Source organism: Sporocytophaga sp. (assembly GCF_017745095.1).
GTDB lineage: Bacteria > Bacteroidota > Bacteroidia > Cytophagales > Cytophagaceae > Sporocytophaga.
In genome coordinates this window covers 18,749-38,964 of the sequence record NZ_JAGHZZ010000020.1, presented here as the reverse complement: position 1 = coordinate 38,964, position 20,216 = coordinate 18,749, and the positions used below count along the sequence as shown (strand labels likewise).

The window sequence follows — 20,216 nt, the reverse complement described above, 5'->3', positions numbered from 1 at the left end:
AATTATATATAGTTTGAATTAAAATTATTTCTCTGTAAGAAAGTACCTGAGCTTGATATAAAACCCTCTGCTCGGTTTCTGCAAGCTGAAATTGTCATAAAGTCTGCTATCAGTGAGGTTGGTACATTCCAGACCGATATTGTATTTTCCATTAGCCATAGAATAAACCATACTCACATCATGAGAAATTTGAGCTGGTATGGTATACTTTTCAGTGGCAGTTCCCTGACTTGGCCATCTTAAATAGTATTCATACACATATAATAAATTATATCCGATATTTAATCTGTTTCCTTTTGCACCAACGTTATTGAAGGTAAAGCCAAGATCGATATGACCAAACAAATAAGGGATGTTCGGTACTCTGTCTCTGTAAACAGTACTTGGCTTAGAGCTTCCTTCCTCGTATTTGGTATTGTTTCTAAGATTCTGATAAGTCAGATTCGCACCAGCATGGAATAACCTTTTAAAGGAATATCTGACATCACCATTAAATCCGATATTATTTACATCTCTCTGATTTGTCATTATCTGATGAGTGCCATTGGTAACCAGGGCCGGACGAATGAAATCATAGGCCTCTCTATACATAATATTTCCTTCCAGCACTAATACATGATTAGATGCGAAAGTCTTATTGAGAGTTGCTCCAAGATTAAGGTTATGGCTGCTTTCCGGCTTTAAAGAATTATTTCCTGAGAGGTTGATCATATCACCAAACAACTCTTCATTTTCGGGAAGTCTGTAACTTTTCTCATAGGAAGCTTTCACTTGAATTATGCTTGAAAGAAAATAAGAAGTAGCTAATCCAAATCCAGTCTTATTGAATAAAGAATGTTGTTTTATATAGATAGTATTTCCCCACCCTCCAGGCCCTTCAGCAGAAAGAGAAGATGTATTTTTCTGAATAAACTGCTTTACAAAAACAGAAGTGCTCCAGCGGGCATTAAAATCATATTTATAACCAAGCCCTATTATATTCTTTAGGGTAATCTTCGGTTGTTTTAATGCTTCTGCATCAGGTCTAAGTTCATCTTCCCCTTTTCTGTTAAAAGAAGTTATTACATTATTCAATGCTATCGAATGCTTATTATTGAACTTATAAGAGATGTTTGCTGTAGCAATAGCATTATTATTCCTGAATTTATATAAGGAACGTTCACGTTCACTTCCTGGACTTGTTGTGTTTGTATATTGCTGAAACCAGTTATATCGACGTGCTACCGTATCCACATTTTGTTCCTGTCCCAGATTATAGTTTCCTGTAACATTAAGAGTTAAACCTTTGATTAAAAGATCACTTTTACTGTATCGAAACGAAGGCATAATGGTATTTCCTTTTCTGTAAAAGTCACCAAACACACTCACCATGCGGGCTCCGGTCTGAATATCGGCTCGGTTCTGTCCAAGCGTGACACCAAGTAATAACAGGTCTGCAAATTTTTTTCTTCTTACTCCCACATTGGCAATCAGTGTTTCATTTCTGTATGTATCATGGAACCTCCTCACACGTTGGTCTTTCAGATATAGACCTGAAGGAATCTGTGCCACATCAGCATATACCCAATAGTTGTTATCTGAATAGTTTTGAAATAGATTTAACTGTGCAGTAAGACCAGACTTAGAAGTATATCCAGCATTGATTGATGTTCTATGCGTATTAAATGATCCATAGGAATAGGATGCATCTAAATAATTTCTTCTGTTTGCATTGGTAACAATGTTTACTGCACCCCCTAAAGCATCTGCTCCCAGCCATACAGGAACGACACCTTTATACACTTCTATTCTTTCAGCCAGGTTAATAGGAATGTTATTAATCTGAAAAGAGGAGCCAAAATTATCCATTGGAATTCCATCCATAAAAAACTTAACCTGTCTACCTGTAAATCCATTCAGCGAAAAATTAAAATTAGAGCCTACCCCTCCGCTTTCTCTCACACGCACGCCAGAAACCTTATCCAGAGCTGAACTCAGATCAAGTGTTGAATTATGAAGCTTTTTAGCATCTATTGTTGCTACGTTATAAGATTGTTGCTGAACCTCCTGGATTTCTGACTTGCCAAATACTTTCACTTCTTCCAGATGATTGTCTGGAGCTTTCAATACAACTGAAGCCAACTCAACACTTTCGGCTGCTTTAACATCAATTACTTTTTCGATATTTTCATAACCAACCAATTGAATAATGATAGTATATTTTCCCGGTTTCAACTGTAATTCAAATCTTCCTTCCTCGTCTGTCAATTCACCTTTACTCTCTCCTTTTACACCTATTGAAGCAAAAATTGCAGGTTCACCATCTTCTAACTGAATACGTCCTTTTACTGTCCCCATTTCATCATTTTGAGCCTGAGCTGAAAAAAATGAAAAAAAGACCAACACATAAACTACTGTATTACAAAGGATTTTATCGAATCGAACCCATTCACTCATTATCTTGTACTTTTTATTTAGACTAATTCCATTTAAATTTGAGCAACAAAGATAATTTTCTCCACCCCAAAATCGGGTACGCCAAAGGGAGTAAAATATACAAATGAGGGATTAATTGCGTCTTAATTCAAACAGTTCGGAGGGCATTAAAGAGTAGTGCATTAATAATATAAAGCTAATACTGAAGGCAATACAAACCTTCAGTATTAGCATACATATAGAGGGAAAATGAAACTTAAGATAATAAACCTGGAGCCTTTTAAAGGTGAATTGGATATACTATATCCAGCCGTAATTGAGAGCCCTAAAGTCCCGCTAACCGAGACCATCCACGATATAGGCTTTAATACTACCTTTGGTAATGCTCATGATATATACATGAAAGACCTTTGGCTTAGCTTTAGTGCAATCACTTTAGATGAAAATTTCAAGTTTCTCTTTCAGTATGATTTCTCTATTATCACACTTCAATTCCTACTTTCAGGAAATTCATTAACTGAAATAATTCAGGATAGCGAACCGTTTACTTACTTTGCAAACCAGCATAACATACTTTATTACTCAAACTATGAAGCACAACACGAACATACTCCTTCGGATAACATTCAGCTTGTAAGAATTCATGTTAACCCTGTATTATTCTTAAAGCTATTGCCAGAGAACGAGTTATTTGACTCATTCAGACAAGCTATTCTAAAAGGCAATCCTGGAAAAATTAGTTCTGCAAATCTCCCATTAACTCCAGGCATGTTAGCAATCCTTCATGATATAAAGAATATTCAAAGCACCGGATATTATAGAAGATGGATGATTGAAGCCAAAGTGATAGAATTGCTCATGCTTCAGTTTGAACAATATGAGCTATATTCATTATCAGAGAATTGTCAATCAAGAAAATCATTAAGAAAAAAGGATGTAGAAATCATGGAACATGCAAGAGAAATCATCATGAATAACATACAGTCTCCTTGCTCTCTGATAGATCTGGCGCACATGGTAGGCACCAATGAGTTTCACTTAAAGAAGACATTTAAAGAAGTTTATGGTACAACGGTATTCGGTTATCTACTTCAGCAACGAATGGAAGAAGCCAGGAAATTACTGCTTTCAGGGGAGATGAATATTAATCAGATTGCACTTCATCTGGGATATAAAAATGCCAATCACTTCAGTTCTGCATTCAAAAAGCACTATGGCTTTTCACCTTCTGAACTGAGGAGGAATGTCTAACTATTATCATCAAATCAATCAATTAGTAAATTTGGATTCACGTTACTGATTATCTTTCAGGAAATGTATTTTCATTTCAACTCTTTGCATAGATCATCAAGCCGGCAGAACATAAGACAATGCCGGCTTGTTCAGTATATGATAGTGATTCTTTGAGAAAAAAGAAGGCAAGGACTGCCGTTACCACAGGTACATATGATAAAAATACAGACATAGGGCCGGATCCAAGTTTGCTTACACTAAAGGTAATCAACAACAATGCAAAAACACTCACTACAACTCCCTGATAAATCATTTGTATTAACACATCCTGAGCAGGAGAACTCAAAATAGCGGAAGGATTCATAAGCCACAGCGGAAAGAACAACACCGCGTTCACCAAAGGCACAAATGCGATCACATCTTTCATACCATATCCCCACCGCCTTGTAGCTGCCATATAAGTTGAAAATACCAACGCAGCAGAAAGTAAACAAAGAATACCAGGCAGGTATGAAGCTGAAAAGCTAGAGGCGAGATTTGCCATCAGCAGGTTTGCAGTCAACAAAACAAAGATTGCCAGATATTTCATTTTGCTTACTCTTTCTTTAAACCATAAGATAGTAAAAAGCAAACCGATAACAGGAAGCATACCATTCACCAGTACTCCGGCATTTGCAGCCTTGGTCGTTTTCAAGCCGATAAATGATAACATAGTATATGGAAACCCGCAACCAAGAGCAACTAGCATAATCTGATGCCATTTAACACTCTTCCAGTCATATCGCAAACTAAAAGGTAAGGTTAATATGGCCGCTGTCCCAAACCTCAATAATGTTATATCATATGGTGTAAGATTTGTATGTACACCCATTCTCGACAAAGTAATCCAACCCGACCAGATAAATACTACAACTATAGCAGCCAGATATGCGCTAAATTTTCCCGACTTGGCTACCAGATTTTCCGACTGTTCCATAAAATATTTCTAGAAATAACGCACAACTTACGACTTCACCTTATCCAATTCCTTTAGCATCTTTTTAGTTTCACTGATCAGAGGTCTGTTTACCTTTCTTTCAAGTGGCTTCATGTGCTCAAACTCTTCCATCAGCACTTGAAGCTTTAACTCAGCAGCCTCCTGTTGGTCCAGTTTTATCAGAAGTTTTGAATATTCTATTCGATGTCTGAAATTCGTATAAGTCTTATCCAAGTCCTTAAAAATATCTATTGCAACTGATTGCTGATTATCAAAAAAGTATGACCAGGCTAATGCAATTCTTTCTTCCGCATTTTTAAAAGTTTTATTGGAAGTAAGTTTTTCACCAATGAAAATTACCTTTTTGTAATTTCCATTCTGATAATAAGCACTTAACAATTTCATCAACAACACAGGGTCTTCTGCCATAAATCCTTCTAGACACATTTCATACAAATTAACTGCCTCCTCATACCTCTGCACTCTCATATAAGCATCAGCAAGGTTTACCTTATTGGTATAACTGTCATTAAATTTGACTTGTCTCTCCAGTTGTTCTATCCTGTGATTGCTGTTTCCAAGAGCCTTTACACCTTCTGACAGATTGCTGATAAAGCGTTTACTGTAAAAATTCTCATACAGGTAAATGAGACATCCAAAGACGGGAAAAAACAATATCAACCAATACCACTTTTGCTGATTATTATTTTTGTAAGCATGATATAAACATAAAGCCTGCAATATCAAAACAGGGGTATAGTATCCCAGCATCATAAAAAAGTATATTTAAATTTAATATCATAAATATACGAAAAAATTTGCAGTGCCTTTCTCATATTTCACCTAGTAGCTCGTTTATCCAAACAACTTAATAATCTCTTTTTACATGAGACGTAAACTTCTGATTCTTTCTTACTTAATCAATTGACACTTTTTTTTCCATTATGAATAAAATTTGAACTGCTTATTCCATTTACCAACTTCTCATTGATAACAACTTTAAAATCAGACACTATAACAACCAAACAATATATTAGAGATGCCATGCAAAGTCATATATTTAAAAATGAAAAGCCGACTACATGGTCGGCTTTTATAGTTATTAGTGATAATTAAATGCTTGTTTACTTTATTAATGTCTTACAGGCTATAATACTATTGTTTCCATAAAAAACCACTCGGTAACAACCTCCAGATAAAGTGCCCGGATCAAGGGTGCCTTTTACAGAATCTACTTTAAACTCCTTAACTGTTCTGCCCAACAAATCAACAAGCTGTACAGAATATACCAGTTCATTAAGATCCCACATTATTATATGATTATCGTTGGCACCTCCAACATAAAAGAATTTATCTTCACTGACATTATTAACTGATGTTATTACAGGATCATTGATCTGATAGGTAGCTTTTGTAGCCGGAACGGGACACTTGCTTCCGCAAGCAGCAGGTAAAGAAAATATATATTCTCTTCCATTATTGACAAGTTTATCTTCGGCATCCCAAACTCTTATTCTATACGGCTGTTCTGCTGGATCCAGAAGATAGGCTTGCCCCATATCGCTATTTGTTTTTAATTTAACCCATTGCTTCCCAACTTTTTGTTCTACATTATGGATTCCATTCTCCAGATGATTTATAAATATACTAGCCCAGTATTGCTGGGAGTTTTGCATAAAATAAATATCAATATCTCCCGTATAACCGGGAGCCTTAATATATTCCCACTCGATCTTTCTATTATTAAAATGGCCAGGATACATATCTGTTATAGGCTGTCCGTCTTTTTCAAATTTATTCAGGGATGGAGTATGCAAATCAAGATGGTATTTGCTGTCCCTGCACCAACCATTTCCATCACCGCATGCATCCGTTACAATCATATTGAGATAAGCATAAGAATATTTATCATGTGTCCACTTAGCATTTGCCCCCCTACAAAATTGCTGCCCCAGAGCTCCGTCATTGGTTCCTCCGATACAGTCTTCCATTATAGAAACTCTGACCCATCGACCACAGTTATGGCCATTATTAAATTCGCCTTTAAAAATAGTATCTGTTCCTGTTAAAGGACGGGGCCATGAGGTACTTACTCCAGGTGAGTGATAAACATTCAATGCAACGAAATATTCCGACTCAACAAGATCTGGAGGAACACCACACCCTCCATAAGGTGTCCCCAGGGCCTCAAAATGTGTGGAGACTCCTGAATATTTCTCCTGAGCATATGTCAATTGTGAGATCAGAAGAAAGAATAAAAATATTTTTTTCATAAAGTTAATTTTATTGAAATGAATTGGTTAATAGATAGAAGTAAATATAGGTAAGAAATTATTTTTTTCGAAAAGTCCATATGGAATGGAGAACTCCCATCCTTAATAGAACACAAGGATTACAGGAGTTCTTTCTTGTATCAGTTTAAAGTGATAATCCAGCAAAAACAATAAAAATTTAACAAATTCCACAAACAATATTCCCCATTTTAAGTTGTAGGGGAATTAATCACACTTTTAATGGATACAAAACCTGTCTACGATATTTTTTTCAACCCCGAACTTAAAGCAGTAGTGATGAATTGGCATGGTTATTCAACCAGCAGGCAATTAAAAGAGGGTTCCGAAAAAATGTTGAAAACATTGATAGAGCATAAGGCCAATAAGGTACTGGCAAATCTCAAAGAGATGATCCTTATTAGTATGGAAGATCAAAACTGGATCGAGCACAGCTTTATTCCTCGCGGTACTGAAAAAGGATTTAAAGCTATCGCTATTATAAAACCCAAAAGTTATTTTAATAGGGTTGCTGTAGAAAATATTGCGTCTAAAATAGAAAACAGAGACCTAATGATAATAAAGCAATTTGACAATGAAGGAGAGGCTATTGCCTGGCTTAATCAAGTGGAAATAGAAAAATCCTAGCGCTCGACCATCTCATAGACGAAGCACATCTTCCTTAAATTAATTTATACATTGATGAATACGGTCTTCTATCACCGGCAAACATTGAACACCTTTTAGTAAGATTAAAAATCACCTGAATCACTCATTTCATCCCCTTCCTGGACTTCTCCATCTTCAAGCTTAAGGTAATAATCACTCCATTCCATATAATCAAAGGGCCCATATTCAAGTAATTTATCAAGGCTTGTATTAAAAATTTTTATCTCTGAACTTTCATCAATAAGTACAAATATTTGTTTTAGCATTTTTCCATCTTTACTCTGAATAGCGAGAAGATAATCTCCATATCGTCCGACAGCGAATACCAGTGCATTCATATTCCATTGACTTTTAAACCACATAGATTTTGACACAATGAAATTTTCTGAAGGGTCATCTGGGTTTTCAGTCACGGTGGGAAAAAGCCATTCTTCTTCTCCAAACATTACCTCAGGACTTTCCAGCTTTCTGATAAAATCAAAAAGTTTTTTTGGAAATCTAAGCTCAAGTTTTAATTCAGCTTCACGAAGCTTATCAGATATATGCTTTAACATTTTAAAAATCTTTATAATCGTAGCTTATTCATTTACCCATAATGGGCTTTTCATTCCGGATTTAATATATGCGATAACGGAATTTCTAACATCGTTTTTAGTATAGCCGTTCTCAATGCCGGAATTACCAAGAGTATCAGGCGTTGTCCGAGCAAATTTATTTATAAACTCAAGATTTTTTTCTTTACCTGTTGAAAGAAAGGTAGGCATCACTGCAGTATAAGTATGATTCGAGACTATCTCCTTTCCATTTAAAAGCCACTTATTATTTATTCTTTCAGCCCCAGCAATCTGCAAAAATCCACCATTCCATTTTTGAGCATCCGAAGTGCCGGCATCTAATATCCTTACCAACTCTTCACCAGTCATCCGTACAAGAGAAAGACTTCCTCCAAAAGGTAAAGCTCTTAATATATCTGCCTGTGTTATCTCACCTTTCAGCTGATCATCAATCCTTATACTGCCGCTATTTAAAATTGCAATATCTGCTACCGGGAAGGAGTATAAAAGAGAATTGGTAACAAGTCTTGTAAAATTAGTTGACGTTGACCTTACAAGTGATTCCCTTGCTTCCAGCGGGACATCTGCACTCATCAGTGTTTCCCCTGCAACAAAGCCCAGAGAGATCACTGCACTATCTCTGAATGCGACCCATTTTTGTACCGTACTATTTACCTCTGAATCCAAAGCGATCGATGAATTGATAGCTTTCAATTCAGAAATAACGCTTACTTTACGAGTTCTGGGTTTATAAGTAAACTTATGAATATAGGCAGATTTTGCATTGGCATCTGCTTTACAGATCTTAACCTTTCCAACTTTTTTTTCCATGTTCATATGTTCATGACCGCCAATGATAAGGTCAAGTCCCTGAACCCTTTCGGCAATATATTTATCCATACCTATTTCAAGATGTGTAAGACCAATAATTACATCACAACTGTCTTTGATTTTTTCATAAGCATCCTGCAAAGTAAAATACCAAATATCATAAACTATTGAATCTGCCTTATTCAAAGGAAGTGTTACCCCTATAATTCCAAGTCGAAGCGATTGACCGTTTTCATAATCAAACTTATGAATTGCATAGGGCCTTATCACTTCTGAAGTTCCACTCTTATATTTCCTGAAAGGTCCTGTGCTTCCATCTGCTTTTTTTTCTTCAACATTGGAAGATATCCATGCAAACTCTGATTCATTGATTCTTTCCTGTAATTGCTTTTTCTCAATATCAAATTCATGATTACCAAAAGTGACATAATCCACTCCTGTTGCATTCATTACATCTACCATCTGCTTACCTGCAAGACGTTGTCCTTTATACTTCAATGTTCCCATAAAAGACGGACTGACAAAATCACCTGCAAGCACCGCTATCGTGTTTTTATTGTCTTTAATTAAATCCTTTCTAACAGTAGCAACACGTGCCATGCCGCCTTCTTCACCTCCTGAAAGTGGTTCAATCTCATAAACATCATTGATCTGGAGAATAGTAAAAGTAAGTGGTTTATCATTTCCTGAAAGCTTTCTCTGACAGGAAATATAATTTAAAGAGACCAGCAAACATACTAATGCTAAAAGGCTATGGGATTTCATGAATATTTAAAATAGAAAGATGATTAGCTTGGAAAATTGAATAAGTTCCAATTGATGATAAAAGTATAAAAAATATTATTCAGGTCTAAATACAAAGATAAGTCCCACCCTCTTTTTTTTGATTCAAACTAAGATAGATTCCAAAATAAGCAACACCATCAACAGCAGACATACTTCCTTTATTATCCCTTCACACCTAGTTTCGTAATTTATTTCCGACCATAGAATAACCTTCACGATCAACCGCTTCAACTTTAGTCATATATTAAAGCTTTAAAATATCCTCTGCAACTGCTTTTGATTGAAAGACTATCGGATGGATTATTTGTATTCACATTTAGCTCAATGAATCCAACTATAGTATCTCTTTCATCAAATGATTTTTTTTTAAGGGTGAGAATAGCATTATTAGCATCAGCAATTGCTAACTTATCATCTTTACCTAAGTTTGCATAACCTGCCTTCTTTAAATTCCCCAGAGAATCCAAATGAATCAACACATTATTTGCTTTATAAAGAATCTTATTGGACATAATTAGAATAGCTACCCCACCTGAATCTGATATCGTAAAAGCTTTTTCCAATGTATCTATTTTTATTGTTTTATGTCCCTTAGATATGATTGTATCAATACAAATTAAACCAGCACCACCATAATACATGTTATCGATAGGCCTGTATGAATATAGCTGTTTAAAAGTAAAATCTATTGTCGAATCAAATTTTACCTGATACTTTTCTTTAGCTGCTTTAGGCCCATGAGTACAACCAATTAAAAAAATAATGAATAAGTAGTAAGTATATCTCATCTCAAAATTACCTCAACCTTATTTTACTTCAATTATATATCTTTCAATTTGACCTTCACTTTCATCACAACTCATAGTTGCTGTCAATAACTTTAATTCTATAGTATCAACGCCAATAGATTTACCCTGCAAAGTAAAAGCTGCTATATAATTACATCCTTCACAATTTTTAGGTCTCTTGTCAATCATTTTTCTTCCTAATAAGTTAATATGCTTCAATTCCTTTTCGTTGGACAGACAGTAGCAGCAACAAGAATTAGTAGAATAATAGAGGTCCAATTTTTTACCGATGGAAATAACATATTTTTCTTTATTGGTATACTTGTTACATCCGCCCAAAGTCAATCCCAATAATATTACTAAAAGTCTCAAATGTATATTTTTCATTACTCACTATAAAAATATCCATTTAAGCAGTAATAATCAAATGAGATGCTGAATGGAATTAAATCCTGAAGCTTCTGACAATTGTAACATAAGTTTGTTGATGAAAATTAAGTAAATGCCTGTTTAAAAATCTATAACTGGTCGAACAGATCACTTCCTTTTATCAAAGTATAATTGCTTATTTTCTTCATTTCAAGCAATGTTTCTCCATGCCTGTCTGTATGAAACATGGATTCAAAAATAGCACCCCAAACGATTTCGTTATGTTTGTATGAGACTCTCGAATGCACGACCTGACTGTATACATCATCAAAAGCCTTAAACAAAACAAGAAATTCAACATTGGATTCTTCGAGATCTTCTTTGGTCCAACCTTGAATAGGACTTTCTGAATCTATAACATGAACCAGTGTCCAGTTTAATGGAAAGAAATTGATTTTATTAATTTCCAATTTAAGGTTATTAAACTTTCGTATCGGCCTATCACATGAAGCATCCACCCACGAAAAAATCAGCTGCACCTCAGCGTCCAGCAATTGATTTTTGCGTGCATTGGCAATTCTGAACTGAAAAGATTTTTTACCTTTATGAGGAGCAATAAGCGCCTGATCGCTGGACAGCAGTTTTACATTGGGCATAGAGAAACGCCCATACATGATTCCAGTTGCCACGGCGAAGCACATTAAGCCAGTAAGGGACTCAAAAAATGCAACCAGGTTAGCTCCTAATCCCAAAGGGCTTACTCTTCCATACCCCACTGTCGTCAATGTTTGAGAAGAAAAAAAGAATACTTCGAAAAACTTTTCAATAGTATTTAAGCCTGGTCTTCTGACTACTCCTTCAATACCTGCGATATAGTAGAGGCCGGTGAAGAACAAATTGAAAATAAGATACAGGATAATGATCGCAATGGAAAATGTAGCCCAATCAGCAGAAGTAAACCAATGATACAGGCTATTATTTCTTCCGTAAAGCATAAGTCCTGATCTGCGCACATTAAACCTACCATCATGGAATATCAGACGTTCATTCTCTGTTTCTGGAGAACTACCAAACCCCAACTCTTCAATTTTATATTGAGTGGTAAACGGATGTTTATTGCATTTTTCTGATTTTTTATCGGGACCTTGCTCCATACTTAAAAAACTTCGATAGCAAGCCAAAGTTTGAGGTATAAGAAAAAACTATTCCCTAAGGGAAAAATTGCGCTATTGCCATGTTTAAGGCTGTTGATATCAATTATTCTATGGTCAAGGATTGCTTTTAAAAATCTTCTTACAGGGTAGCCAAATCAGAGCTATGAATATCAATCCTACAACTAAACTAATATACAAATGCCGTTCTGTATCTTCTCTGCTTTTAAATGGAATATTATGAGAAGACGCTCCGATTGCTGTGTCTAATAAAAATGAGAATGGAATATACAATACAATAATGATTGTTATTATAATTTTAAAAGCTTTCTTCATACAGCATACCAATACTTTGTATTCAACTATGAAATTAAGTAATCTTTGATCCTATCAAAAGCAGATATAAAAGTTCTTACATCGATATACATTTAACAATTCCCCACTGTTTACCATAAGTTTTAGAAAGTAGCAATAACAACCAACCATTTAAATTTCAACCAAATACAAAACACTTAAAAGCCAATAAATTGAAGTATTAACTTTTAAACAATACAAGAGGTTCTTTAAAAAGGGATGATTCTAAAATAAGAATCAAGCCAACATCAAATATATTATAACATAAACTAAGATATGCTTGCAATGAATTATCGGGGCCCAGGAAGGGTCCGTGCAGAAGAAAAACCTATGCCAGAAATCCTTCATCCTGAGGATTGTATTGTGAAAGTATTACGCTCATGCATATGTGGATCTGACCTGCACTTATATAATGGAAATGTACCAGACACTCGTGTAGGTTCTACTTTTGGTCATGAGTTCGTGGGAGAAGTGGTAGAGTTAGGATCAGAAGTTAATAAATTAAAGTTGGGAGATAAAGTACTGGTACCATTTAATATTGCATGCGGAAAATGTTCCTTCTGCAGGCAGGGATTGTATGGCAATTGTCATGAATCTAATCCTGAAGCTACAGCAGTCGGAGGTATCTTCGGATATTCTCACACTGCAGGTGGCTATGACGGAGGACAAGCAGAATATGTGAGGGTACCTTATGCAAATTTTGGTCCCACTATTATACCGGAAGGAATGGATCTTGACGATGCTGTAATGTTAACAGACGTAGTTCCCACAGGTTACCAGGCAGCAGAGATGGGTGGAATTCAGCCAGGAGATACAGTTGTAATATTTGGTGCCGGACCTATTGGAATAATGGCTGCCAAATGTTCATGGTTATTTGGAGCGGGAAGAGTCATTGTCATTGACCAGAATGAATTCAGGCTGGAGTTTGTAAAGAACTATGCTAAATGCGAATCTTATAATTTCAGATCGCTTGGAGATCCTGTTGAATTTATCAAGAAAACTACTGACTGGCTTGGGGCTGATGTCTGTATTGATGCCGTTGGCGCTGAAGCTGCCGGTAGTGCTATGCAGACGATAACAGGAAGAAAAACACTGTTGCAGGCAGGTTCTGCTACAGCATTATTCTGGGCTATCAATTCAGTTAAAAAAGGTGGTATTGTCTCCATAGTAGGGGTATATGGACCTACAGGAAATCTGGTACCTATAGGAAACGTATTGAATAAAGGTATTACCATACGTGCCAATCAGGCTTCGGTAAAAAGATTGTTACCAAAACTAATCGATCATGTTCAAAAGGGAACGATCAAACCGAAAGCATTAATTACGCACAGGATGCCTCTAAGAAACATATCTGATGCATACAGGATCTTTTCGGACAAACTGGATAATTGTATCAAACCTATACTGATTCCACCTACAGCAAAAGAATAAAAGAATACACTATGGAAAAAACATCAAAAGCATTACCAGATATTAAAGACTGGGGAATAGATGCGGATCCGGAAAATGATCCCACCTACCCTATGAAGCCCAACCGTACGGATGAAGAACAAAACGGATATAATTGGGAAAGATCTGTACAGCAGGCTGAAACTGTGGAAATTCTTAAATCAACGGAAAGACCTAACTTAAGCGCAGTATTCGGAACGTCTGTGCCACCTAAAGGTCTTAGTGGCGCAATCAGAAGATATGCATATAAAAACAGCGAAGGACAATTCAGTCATTGGTTGCCTTTGCTTATTGCAGATCGTGTGAATGTTGTGGAAGGAATTTTTGATGATTTGAAGAAAGGAAAGATTCCTAATATTTATGCTGAAATAGGATTTAAAGCTATGTGGAAGTATAACAGGAAAGCTGCGGTCGCCAGAATAGCTGCGCATGTGGGCATTGTTTCTGCTGTTGGGCTAATTCTATTCAGAGGCAGAATATTCAATGATGAAAAATTGATTAAAAAGGCTTTGAAAAATATTTAATGAAATCCCGGAAGGCTTGTCTGTCCGGGATTTTCTAGATGAACAGTTTTTTTCCTCAATAGTCTTCGCTTGCAGCGAGGATTTACGAGAATGGCGATTGAATCGCTATTCTCATAAATCTTATCTCAACTCTAAAAATAAAAGTCCTTCCGTACTCTTTTGGACTTACTAACGATTCAAACGTGCTTATTGAAGGCCCTCTCTTACTTAAGCTCTTAAAAGAATCGGATACTATTTCCAATTCGTTCAAATAGACTTTTATAATCATCAAATGATTTCTCAAGTCCTGTGCAGGTTAATATTACTGTCGTATCATCCACATAAAATACTATTGAATAATATTTCATTCTTTCACCTGAATTTTCATTCTTTGATGTTTCAATTACCCATTTAATTTTTCTATTATCAATTAATGATACTCCTTCCTTTATAATGATTGTTTCAGATTCCGGAGTATTTAATGCCTTTATAAAATTTAAATATTCAACATCTAAATTTGAGTTGGGCTTTCTGATAAAATTTAAATTAATGTTTTCCCTGGGAATGTCCAGAGTATTTTCTTTTGTCCTATATGCAATAAATTTAAGAGCTTCGTTCTCTTGCTTTAAATATTTCCAACTTTTAGGAATTTCAATAGAAAAGTGATTTACTGAATCTGTAATTCTTTGAAAACCCTTGTTAGGATTTAGGTAAACTATCTTACTAGTTTTAAAGATCAGAGTCCATTCGGCTTGTTGATTTTTATTGATTAACTTTTCTTTAAAAGTTACTGTGCCAACATAAAGATTTAGCTTTGTTTGCACTACATAAAAAATAGAGGATTCAGGATTAGGGTCATTAGTAAAGGATTCTGATTCAGTTTTAAATAGTACCCACTGTTTATCTGAATCAGCTGCCTCGTCTATATGTGTTAATTTCGCATTTGGACTTTCAAGTCTGGCAGACCTTAAAAATTCATTTTCTATATTTTTAAATTGTTTAATTATAAGCCCCTTATAAGTCTGAGTGGCAACTGAAATTGTCCATTTATTATAAGATTGATCAAAAGGAATTAATCTATGTATGGTAGAATCGTTTTCAGGAACTAATTTCCAATTATATTCTTTGGGCCAGCTAATTTGTAATGATTCTTCTTGTGCAAAAGTTGTGAGAGAAATAAGTAATAAAATTAGCAGTAGCTTATGTTTTTTAAAAGTCATAATTATATTTTTTTCAAAATCCTCTTTAAATGGATGTATTTAAGAATGCAAAGCTACCAATTAACTTTATTTAAATAACATAAGGTTATCTATTCCCAACATAAAAATAGCCTCTTTGTGCTATTTAGTCCTCTCTTGCAGCCAGGATTTACTAGAATTGGTTTGCCAGAGAACAAATCATCACTGCTTTTAACTCAATTTTACCATTTATCCCTAACTATAGCAAAATCCTCTATTAAAATCCATCCTCACATCCAGAATCCCTAATAATGCCAACCTCTTGACAAAGACAAATTAAGACTGACCGCCAAAGATTTGAACATAAAGAGTTATTGTAAGTAAATAGCTTATTATGGAAAATACTTGTACCATCAGGTTCATGGGTGATGTGATGATTGGAAGAAATGTTAATCTTAAGATTTCCGAATCAGGTTATGAATATCCATGGGGAGATGTTTTACCATTGCTCAGGCAAGAGGGAGTGAATATTATAAACCTTGAAGCAGCTATTACTGCATCAACACAACCTGTAACTAAAGTATTCAACTTCAAAGCAGATCCTGACAAAATCAACACGCTTAAAGCTGCCAATATCCATATCGTCAATCTTGCCAATAACCATGTAGGCGATTATGGAACTGAAGGATTGAAAGAAACGATTCGTATTCTTGATCAACATTCAATAGCTCATTCAGGTGCAGGAATAAATATTACTAAAGCTAAAGAGCCCATAATTATTAAAGAGAACGACATAAAGATAGGACTCATAGGGTGTACGGACAATGAACCGTCATGGAGAGCAAACCTTCATCCAGGTACATTTTTCATTACAGTTGATGATCCGGAAGAATTGGAATCTGAGGTAATAAAATTAAGAAGTAAAGTAGATGTGTTGATTTTATCGATTCATTGGGGACCAAACATGGAGATAGAACCGAAGAAAAGACAGATTGAGTTTGCTCACAGGCTTATTGATCTCGGTGTAGATATTATTCATGGGCATAGCGCACATATCTTCCAGGGTATTGAGATATACAGAGGTAAGGCAATACTATATGATACAGGGGATTTTATTGATGATTACGTTGTAGATGAGCTGTTAAGAAACGATAGGTCATTTTTATTTGAATGCCGTATAAAAAATAAGAAGATAAGTAAATTTAAATTAAGACCTGTTATTATTCAAAACATGCAGGTTTCTTTAGCCTCCGGACATGACAAAGAATATGCCATTGCCCGGATGCAATATCTTTCCTCCCCTTTCGGAACCAAAATAACTGATGAAGGAGAAGTATTATTGGCTACTAATTAAAACCTATACCCTATTTTATAATGTAATGGAAGATACAAACGATAATACTTACCTTGTCTGTGTAAGTGATTAGGTGTTCCATCTAATCTATCATCGGGATTATCCCGGTTAGTTTGAATAACATAATTATGTCTCAAACCTATTCCTGAATTAAACTCCATTATCATTCTGCCAAACATAAATTGCATACCAAATTTTAACCCAGCACCTACCACTTCTTTGTGTACAGTAAAATAGTCAGTATAATAAGGCTCGGAAGGTCCGGGAGAAACAAGCCCATGCACTTCATTTCTTTCTTTCTTATAAAAAGCTTCCAATGAACAAAAAAGGTTATGCCTGCCACTAATGCTTTCGGCTAAAATATATTTTATTTCCCCCATAATTTTAAAGCCATTAAATCTATAATAATCTGGATTGGGTAATATCCCTATATAACCAAATATGCTATGAGGCAAGATAATACCTCCGCTTAATTGAATGATAACATTTTCCCGTACTTTTCTATCATATCCGATCTGAAATGATGGATCAAAAACATTAAGCACACCAGCTGGATAAATACTGACAACATTTAACTTATTTTTATGTAAATTATTCCTTTCAAACATCCGTGGTCTTTTCTGACCAAAGCCATCAGTTATTGTCAGTAATCCAAAGACTACGAAAAGAATCCTTATTACCCCTTTTTTCATATCAAAAAATTTAATTAACATCGAACAATTTGTTTTTTTTTGACTCAACTGTCAAAATAATCTTGTAAAAAAAATATTTATTAGTGTCTGTTGATACTACATACAAATAGCACGACTAAAATAGTCATTTAAAGAGTATCAATCAATAGAGGCAAACATATCCCTCGATGTAGTCCAAAATTGTATCTATCTAGGCCTTTGCGAAATTAAACCCTTTCATTTCCGTTTTAGCAATTATCGTGTTATGATACTAATACGGATCTGCATACTTTACAACCGCACTTGAGCTATTGATATATCTATAATATACTTTTCAGGCTTTCTCTTTCCAACATCTTTTAAAGAAGACCATCTTGCTGAAGCTTTAGATATATCACCAACACTTCATAGGATGTTTTATTCAATGTAATCTGTTCTTATAATTTTAAATTCAGTTCTCCGGTTTTGCTGATGCTCTTCTTCAGTTATTGCCCCTTTAATCAATGGCTTATTGGCATTGTATCCTTTCGCAATGAGTCTGTCTGCTTTAACACCTTTCGAAACTAAATAGTCCGCAATTGCCCTGGCACGTTTACATGTCAGGCAAGTCGAATAGTAGTCTGAAATACGTTCATCACAATGATTGCTTACTTCGATTGCTATGTTTTTATTCTTTAGTAAAAAAGATGCTATACTGTCAAGAAAAGGAAAATTTTCAGATCTAATAGTAGCCTTGTTAAAATCAAATCTAATATCATGTGAGATTAAAACATCACCATTATTAAAAACAGTATCTTGCAGTGTAAATTTCTGTCCGTAAGAAGTAGAAATAAACATCAAAACAATGGAAAATGTACTTATTATTTTCATTAAAATATGAATGCAAATATATATCAGATAAGAGTAGCTATTTATTCTTTGCAATATCGAATGTCACTGATAAATTAAGTATATATTGAATACCAACTTCAGGACTTTCATTGTTAATCACTTTATCATATCCGGAATAAGGTAATCCTTGATAATAGAAGGTTTCATTTTTTCTCGCCAACTTTTTGGTAAAGGACGAAGAATAACTGGTAACTTCCGATCCTTGATAGGCACTATAATTTTCATATTGACCTGCTGGTGATGAAAAGCTGAAATTATCAGTTGCTCTGGGATTACCAATGATCTTTCTGTTACACTTTTGAAGGTAATCATTTTTCTTTCTCTCCAATATAAGGAATGCTTCGTCTAAAAGTTGTTGATGTATTTTTTCAATATCTTTATTTAAATAATCAACTTTTATAATATCATAAATTTCGCTGTTAGCGGCTTCCACCATTACCTTTTCTATAGCATCAAATGATGCAATCTTAATGATGATATTCTTTTTTATTTCAAACCCCATCGCCACCTCTTTAGCATTATCTCTAGTAACCTCAAAGTCATAAATACGATTAAGTGATATAAAATCGACAAAAACATCCTCTTTCTTAATTCCCAGTTTTGCAATTTGAGATTTAAACTCTTCTATTCTAGAATTAATCTTGGAAATACATTCTTTGGGAGATTGTCCTTCTTGATTTAGCCCCAAGACCAATTTATATAAGTCAGCTCTTTGATTCAAGAGGATATCAACATTTATGACCAAAGTAGAGTCAGTAGATGTAATAGAGTTTGTAAGATCAAAGTTGTTTTTATTAATAGACCTTTCATATTTATTCCTGGAATATGCCTGATTTCCGGAGATCTGTGCAAATGTTGATACTGTGCAAATTGCTGATAGTAATAGTAAATAAATTATTTTCATTTCGTAAAAATGTTTTATTGATTAATCCAACCTTTTGAGAATGTTGGTGTATTTTAAAAATACTAATATTAAAATATATTTAAAAAGATTAATTCGGTAGAACCAATAATTAACCAGGAAATGCATTCTTCAATTTGGTTATTTTATTTCTAGCTCTTCTTTATGTAAGTTCTTCAGATATTATTTCAATAGTTATTCCATTTTGATTTGTTGCCCATAACTGCAAGGCATCGTAACCATTTCGTTTTACAGTATCATTCAATTGCACTTTTAGCAGCTTTAATGGGAAAGGCACTATAGCAACAGGGAGTTAAATATTCATCACCTTCTCCAAATTCTAATACATCCTTGTCATTGAATATTTGAGTTAATTCTTTTTCCTTTAAATACTTTTGGTAAAATTCTTCAGTTAAAAAAAATTCCACAGAGTCTTTTCCAATTACGTCCGATGACAATGAATCGGGTAAGGAAGTAGCAATAGATTTTTCAAGTAAGTCCTCAAAGGTATCGATTATCCTATTAGGTATTTTTGGATCATCAATATGGCTTTTTATATAATCTGTCTCTGTTTGAGGATTAGAACCACTGTCTAATGATTTTTTCTTTTTTGCTGATAATATTAAAGAGGAAACTGAATCTTTTCCTTCTACTTTTTTTTCAGATTGGTAACTTTTGCAACTTATAGTTAAAAGCAGTATAAGAGTAGTTAAAACTTGATATTGCATTTTTATGATTAATTTAACTTCATAGAATATTTTTTTTTGAATTACTCCCACCTACTATCATCCATTTAGGTTTAAAGATTTAATGGACGAAAATTCAAAGTTCTTACTTTCAACTTACCAAAATTTTTCTAACAAAATATCCTCC

Annotated in this window: 19 protein-coding genes; 5 read left to right on the top strand and 14 right to left on the bottom strand. The window is 34.6% G+C overall.

Annotated features, from left to right (window positions below; all coding sequences use genetic code 11):
- Positions 1-24: 24 nt before the first annotated feature.
- Complete coding sequence (locus J7604_RS21620) at positions 25-2,436, bottom strand: TonB-dependent receptor (RefSeq protein ID WP_293900721.1); 2,412 nt, start codon at positions 2,434-2,436, stop codon at positions 25-27.
- Positions 2,437-2,664: 228 nt separating this feature from the next.
- On the opposite strand from J7604_RS21620, the gene J7604_RS21615 reads away from it, so the two are divergent.
- Positions 2,665-3,666, top strand: a complete 1,002-nt coding sequence (locus tag J7604_RS21615) for an AraC family transcriptional regulator (protein WP_293900718.1) — start codon at positions 2,665-2,667, stop codon at positions 3,664-3,666.
- A 76-nt stretch (positions 3,667-3,742) separates the two neighbouring features.
- Here J7604_RS21615 and J7604_RS21610 read toward each other — a convergent pair whose 3' ends face one another.
- The 3 genes from J7604_RS21610 to J7604_RS21600 all read right to left on the bottom strand — a co-directional run bounded on the left by J7604_RS21610 (position 3,743) and on the right by J7604_RS21600 (position 6,897).
- The gene (locus J7604_RS21610; protein ID WP_293900715.1) at positions 3,743-4,624 is read right to left on the bottom strand and encodes a DMT family transporter; all 882 of its coding nucleotides are present in this window, start codon (positions 4,622-4,624) and stop codon (positions 3,743-3,745) included.
- 27 nt (positions 4,625-4,651) lie between these two features.
- Entirely contained in the window at positions 4,652-5,398 is a 747-nt protein-coding gene (locus tag J7604_RS21605) for a hypothetical protein (protein ID WP_293900713.1), read from the bottom strand.
- 350 nt (positions 5,399-5,748) lie between these two features.
- Positions 5,749-6,897 carry a hypothetical protein gene (locus J7604_RS21600; RefSeq protein ID WP_293900710.1) on the bottom strand — a complete coding sequence of 383 codons (1,149 nt, stop codon included), beginning with the start codon at positions 6,895-6,897 and terminating at the stop codon, positions 5,749-5,751.
- Between the two features lie 240 nt (positions 6,898-7,137).
- Between J7604_RS21600 and J7604_RS21595 the strand changes: the two genes are divergently transcribed.
- Positions 7,138-7,542 (top strand): STAS/SEC14 domain-containing protein, encoded by a 405-nt coding sequence (locus tag J7604_RS21595; RefSeq protein WP_293900707.1) that lies wholly within the window; start codon positions 7,138-7,140, stop codon positions 7,540-7,542.
- 104 nt (positions 7,543-7,646) lie between these two features.
- Here the strand turns inward: J7604_RS21595 and J7604_RS21590 are convergent, their stop codons facing one another.
- The 5 genes from J7604_RS21590 to J7604_RS21570 form a co-directional block, all read right to left on the bottom strand.
- Entirely contained in the window at positions 7,647-8,117 is a 471-nt protein-coding gene (locus J7604_RS21590) for a hypothetical protein (RefSeq protein ID WP_293900704.1), read from the bottom strand.
- 24 nt (positions 8,118-8,141) lie between these two features.
- Complete coding sequence (locus J7604_RS21585) at positions 8,142-9,713, bottom strand: bifunctional metallophosphatase/5'-nucleotidase (protein WP_293900701.1); 1,572 nt, start codon at positions 9,711-9,713, stop codon at positions 8,142-8,144.
- A gap of 254 nt (positions 9,714-9,967) precedes the next feature.
- Positions 9,968-10,522, bottom strand: coding sequence for a hypothetical protein (locus J7604_RS21580; protein WP_293900698.1), 555 nt, complete (start codon positions 10,520-10,522; stop codon positions 9,968-9,970).
- Between the two features lie 18 nt (positions 10,523-10,540).
- Positions 10,541-10,909 carry a hypothetical protein gene (locus J7604_RS21575; RefSeq protein ID WP_293900695.1) on the bottom strand — a complete coding sequence of 123 codons (369 nt, stop codon included), beginning with the start codon at positions 10,907-10,909 and terminating at the stop codon, positions 10,541-10,543.
- 131 nt (positions 10,910-11,040) lie between these two features.
- On the bottom strand, positions 11,041-12,045 hold the full coding sequence (locus J7604_RS21570) for an ion channel (RefSeq protein ID WP_293900693.1): 1,005 nt from the start codon (positions 12,043-12,045) through the stop codon (positions 11,041-11,043).
- Positions 12,046-12,672: 627 nt separating this feature from the next.
- Between J7604_RS21570 and J7604_RS21565 the strand changes: the two genes are divergently transcribed.
- On the top strand, positions 12,673-13,827 hold the full coding sequence (locus tag J7604_RS21565; protein WP_293900690.1) for a zinc-dependent alcohol dehydrogenase: 1,155 nt from the start codon (positions 12,673-12,675) through the stop codon (positions 13,825-13,827).
- Positions 13,828-13,838: 11 nt separating this feature from the next.
- Positions 13,839-14,369 (top strand): hypothetical protein, encoded by a 531-nt coding sequence (locus tag J7604_RS21560; RefSeq protein WP_293900687.1) that lies wholly within the window; start codon positions 13,839-13,841, stop codon positions 14,367-14,369.
- 215 nt (positions 14,370-14,584) lie between these two features.
- On the opposite strand, the gene J7604_RS21555 is transcribed toward J7604_RS21560, so the two are convergent.
- Entirely contained in the window at positions 14,585-15,568 is a 984-nt protein-coding gene (locus J7604_RS21555) for a hypothetical protein (protein ID WP_293900684.1), read from the bottom strand.
- Between the two features lie 352 nt (positions 15,569-15,920).
- Between J7604_RS21555 and J7604_RS21550 the strand changes: the two genes are divergently transcribed.
- Positions 15,921-16,880, top strand: a complete 960-nt coding sequence (locus J7604_RS21550) for a CapA family protein (protein ID WP_293900682.1) — start codon at positions 15,921-15,923, stop codon at positions 16,878-16,880.
- On the opposite strand, the gene J7604_RS21545 is transcribed toward J7604_RS21550, so the two are convergent.
- From J7604_RS21545 to J7604_RS21530, 4 genes are all read right to left on the bottom strand, one after another.
- Entirely contained in the window at positions 16,877-17,572 is a 696-nt protein-coding gene (locus J7604_RS21545) for a hypothetical protein (RefSeq protein WP_293900679.1), read from the bottom strand. The genes J7604_RS21550 and J7604_RS21545 overlap by 4 nt on opposite strands.
- 396 nt (positions 17,573-17,968) lie before the next feature.
- Positions 17,969-18,421 carry an OmpA family protein gene (locus J7604_RS21540; protein WP_293900676.1) on the bottom strand — a complete coding sequence of 151 codons (453 nt, stop codon included), beginning with the start codon at positions 18,419-18,421 and terminating at the stop codon, positions 17,969-17,971.
- Positions 18,422-18,458: 37 nt separating this feature from the next.
- Positions 18,459-19,346, bottom strand: coding sequence for an SIMPL domain-containing protein (locus J7604_RS21535; RefSeq protein WP_293900673.1), 888 nt, complete (start codon positions 19,344-19,346; stop codon positions 18,459-18,461).
- 254 nt (positions 19,347-19,600) lie between these two features.
- Positions 19,601-20,122 carry a hypothetical protein gene (locus J7604_RS21530; RefSeq protein WP_293900670.1) on the bottom strand — a complete coding sequence of 174 codons (522 nt, stop codon included), beginning with the start codon at positions 20,120-20,122 and terminating at the stop codon, positions 19,601-19,603.
- Positions 20,123-20,216 lie beyond the last annotated feature (94 nt).

Coding starts and splice junctions, on each gene's coding strand:
- J7604_RS21620 (WP_293900721.1), bottom strand. CDS start 2,436: ATGAGTGAATGGGTTCGATTCGATAAAATCCTTTGTAATACAGTAGTT.
- J7604_RS21615 (WP_293900718.1), top strand. CDS start 2,665: ATGAAACTTAAGATAATAAACCTGGAGCCTTTTAAAGGTGAATTGGAT.
- J7604_RS21610 (WP_293900715.1), bottom strand. CDS start 4,624: ATGGAACAGTCGGAAAATCTGGTAGCCAAGTCGGGAAAATTTAGCGCA.
- J7604_RS21605 (WP_293900713.1), bottom strand. CDS start 5,398: ATGATGCTGGGATACTATACCCCTGTTTTGATATTGCAGGCTTTATGT.
- J7604_RS21600 (WP_293900710.1), bottom strand. CDS start 6,897: ATGAAAAAAATATTTTTATTCTTTCTTCTGATCTCACAATTGACATAT.
- J7604_RS21595 (WP_293900707.1), top strand. CDS start 7,138: ATGGATACAAAACCTGTCTACGATATTTTTTTCAACCCCGAACTTAAA.
- J7604_RS21590 (WP_293900704.1), bottom strand. CDS start 8,117: ATGTTAAAGCATATATCTGATAAGCTTCGTGAAGCTGAATTAAAACTT.
- J7604_RS21585 (WP_293900701.1), bottom strand. CDS start 9,713: ATGAAATCCCATAGCCTTTTAGCATTAGTATGTTTGCTGGTCTCTTTA.
- J7604_RS21580 (WP_293900698.1), bottom strand. CDS start 10,522: ATGAGATATACTTACTACTTATTCATTATTTTTTTAATTGGTTGTACT.
- J7604_RS21575 (WP_293900695.1), bottom strand. CDS start 10,909: ATGAAAAATATACATTTGAGACTTTTAGTAATATTATTGGGATTGACT.
- J7604_RS21570 (WP_293900693.1), bottom strand. CDS start 12,045: ATGGAGCAAGGTCCCGATAAAAAATCAGAAAAATGCAATAAACATCCG.
- J7604_RS21565 (WP_293900690.1), top strand. CDS start 12,673: ATGCTTGCAATGAATTATCGGGGCCCAGGAAGGGTCCGTGCAGAAGAA.
- J7604_RS21560 (WP_293900687.1), top strand. CDS start 13,839: ATGGAAAAAACATCAAAAGCATTACCAGATATTAAAGACTGGGGAATA.
- J7604_RS21555 (WP_293900684.1), bottom strand. CDS start 15,568: ATGACTTTTAAAAAACATAAGCTACTGCTAATTTTATTACTTATTTCT.
- J7604_RS21550 (WP_293900682.1), top strand. CDS start 15,921: ATGGAAAATACTTGTACCATCAGGTTCATGGGTGATGTGATGATTGGA.
- J7604_RS21545 (WP_293900679.1), bottom strand. CDS start 17,572: ATGAAAAAAGGGGTAATAAGGATTCTTTTCGTAGTCTTTGGATTACTG.
- J7604_RS21540 (WP_293900676.1), bottom strand. CDS start 18,421: ATGAAAATAATAAGTACATTTTCCATTGTTTTGATGTTTATTTCTACT.
- J7604_RS21535 (WP_293900673.1), bottom strand. CDS start 19,346: ATGAAAATAATTTATTTACTATTACTATCAGCAATTTGCACAGTATCA.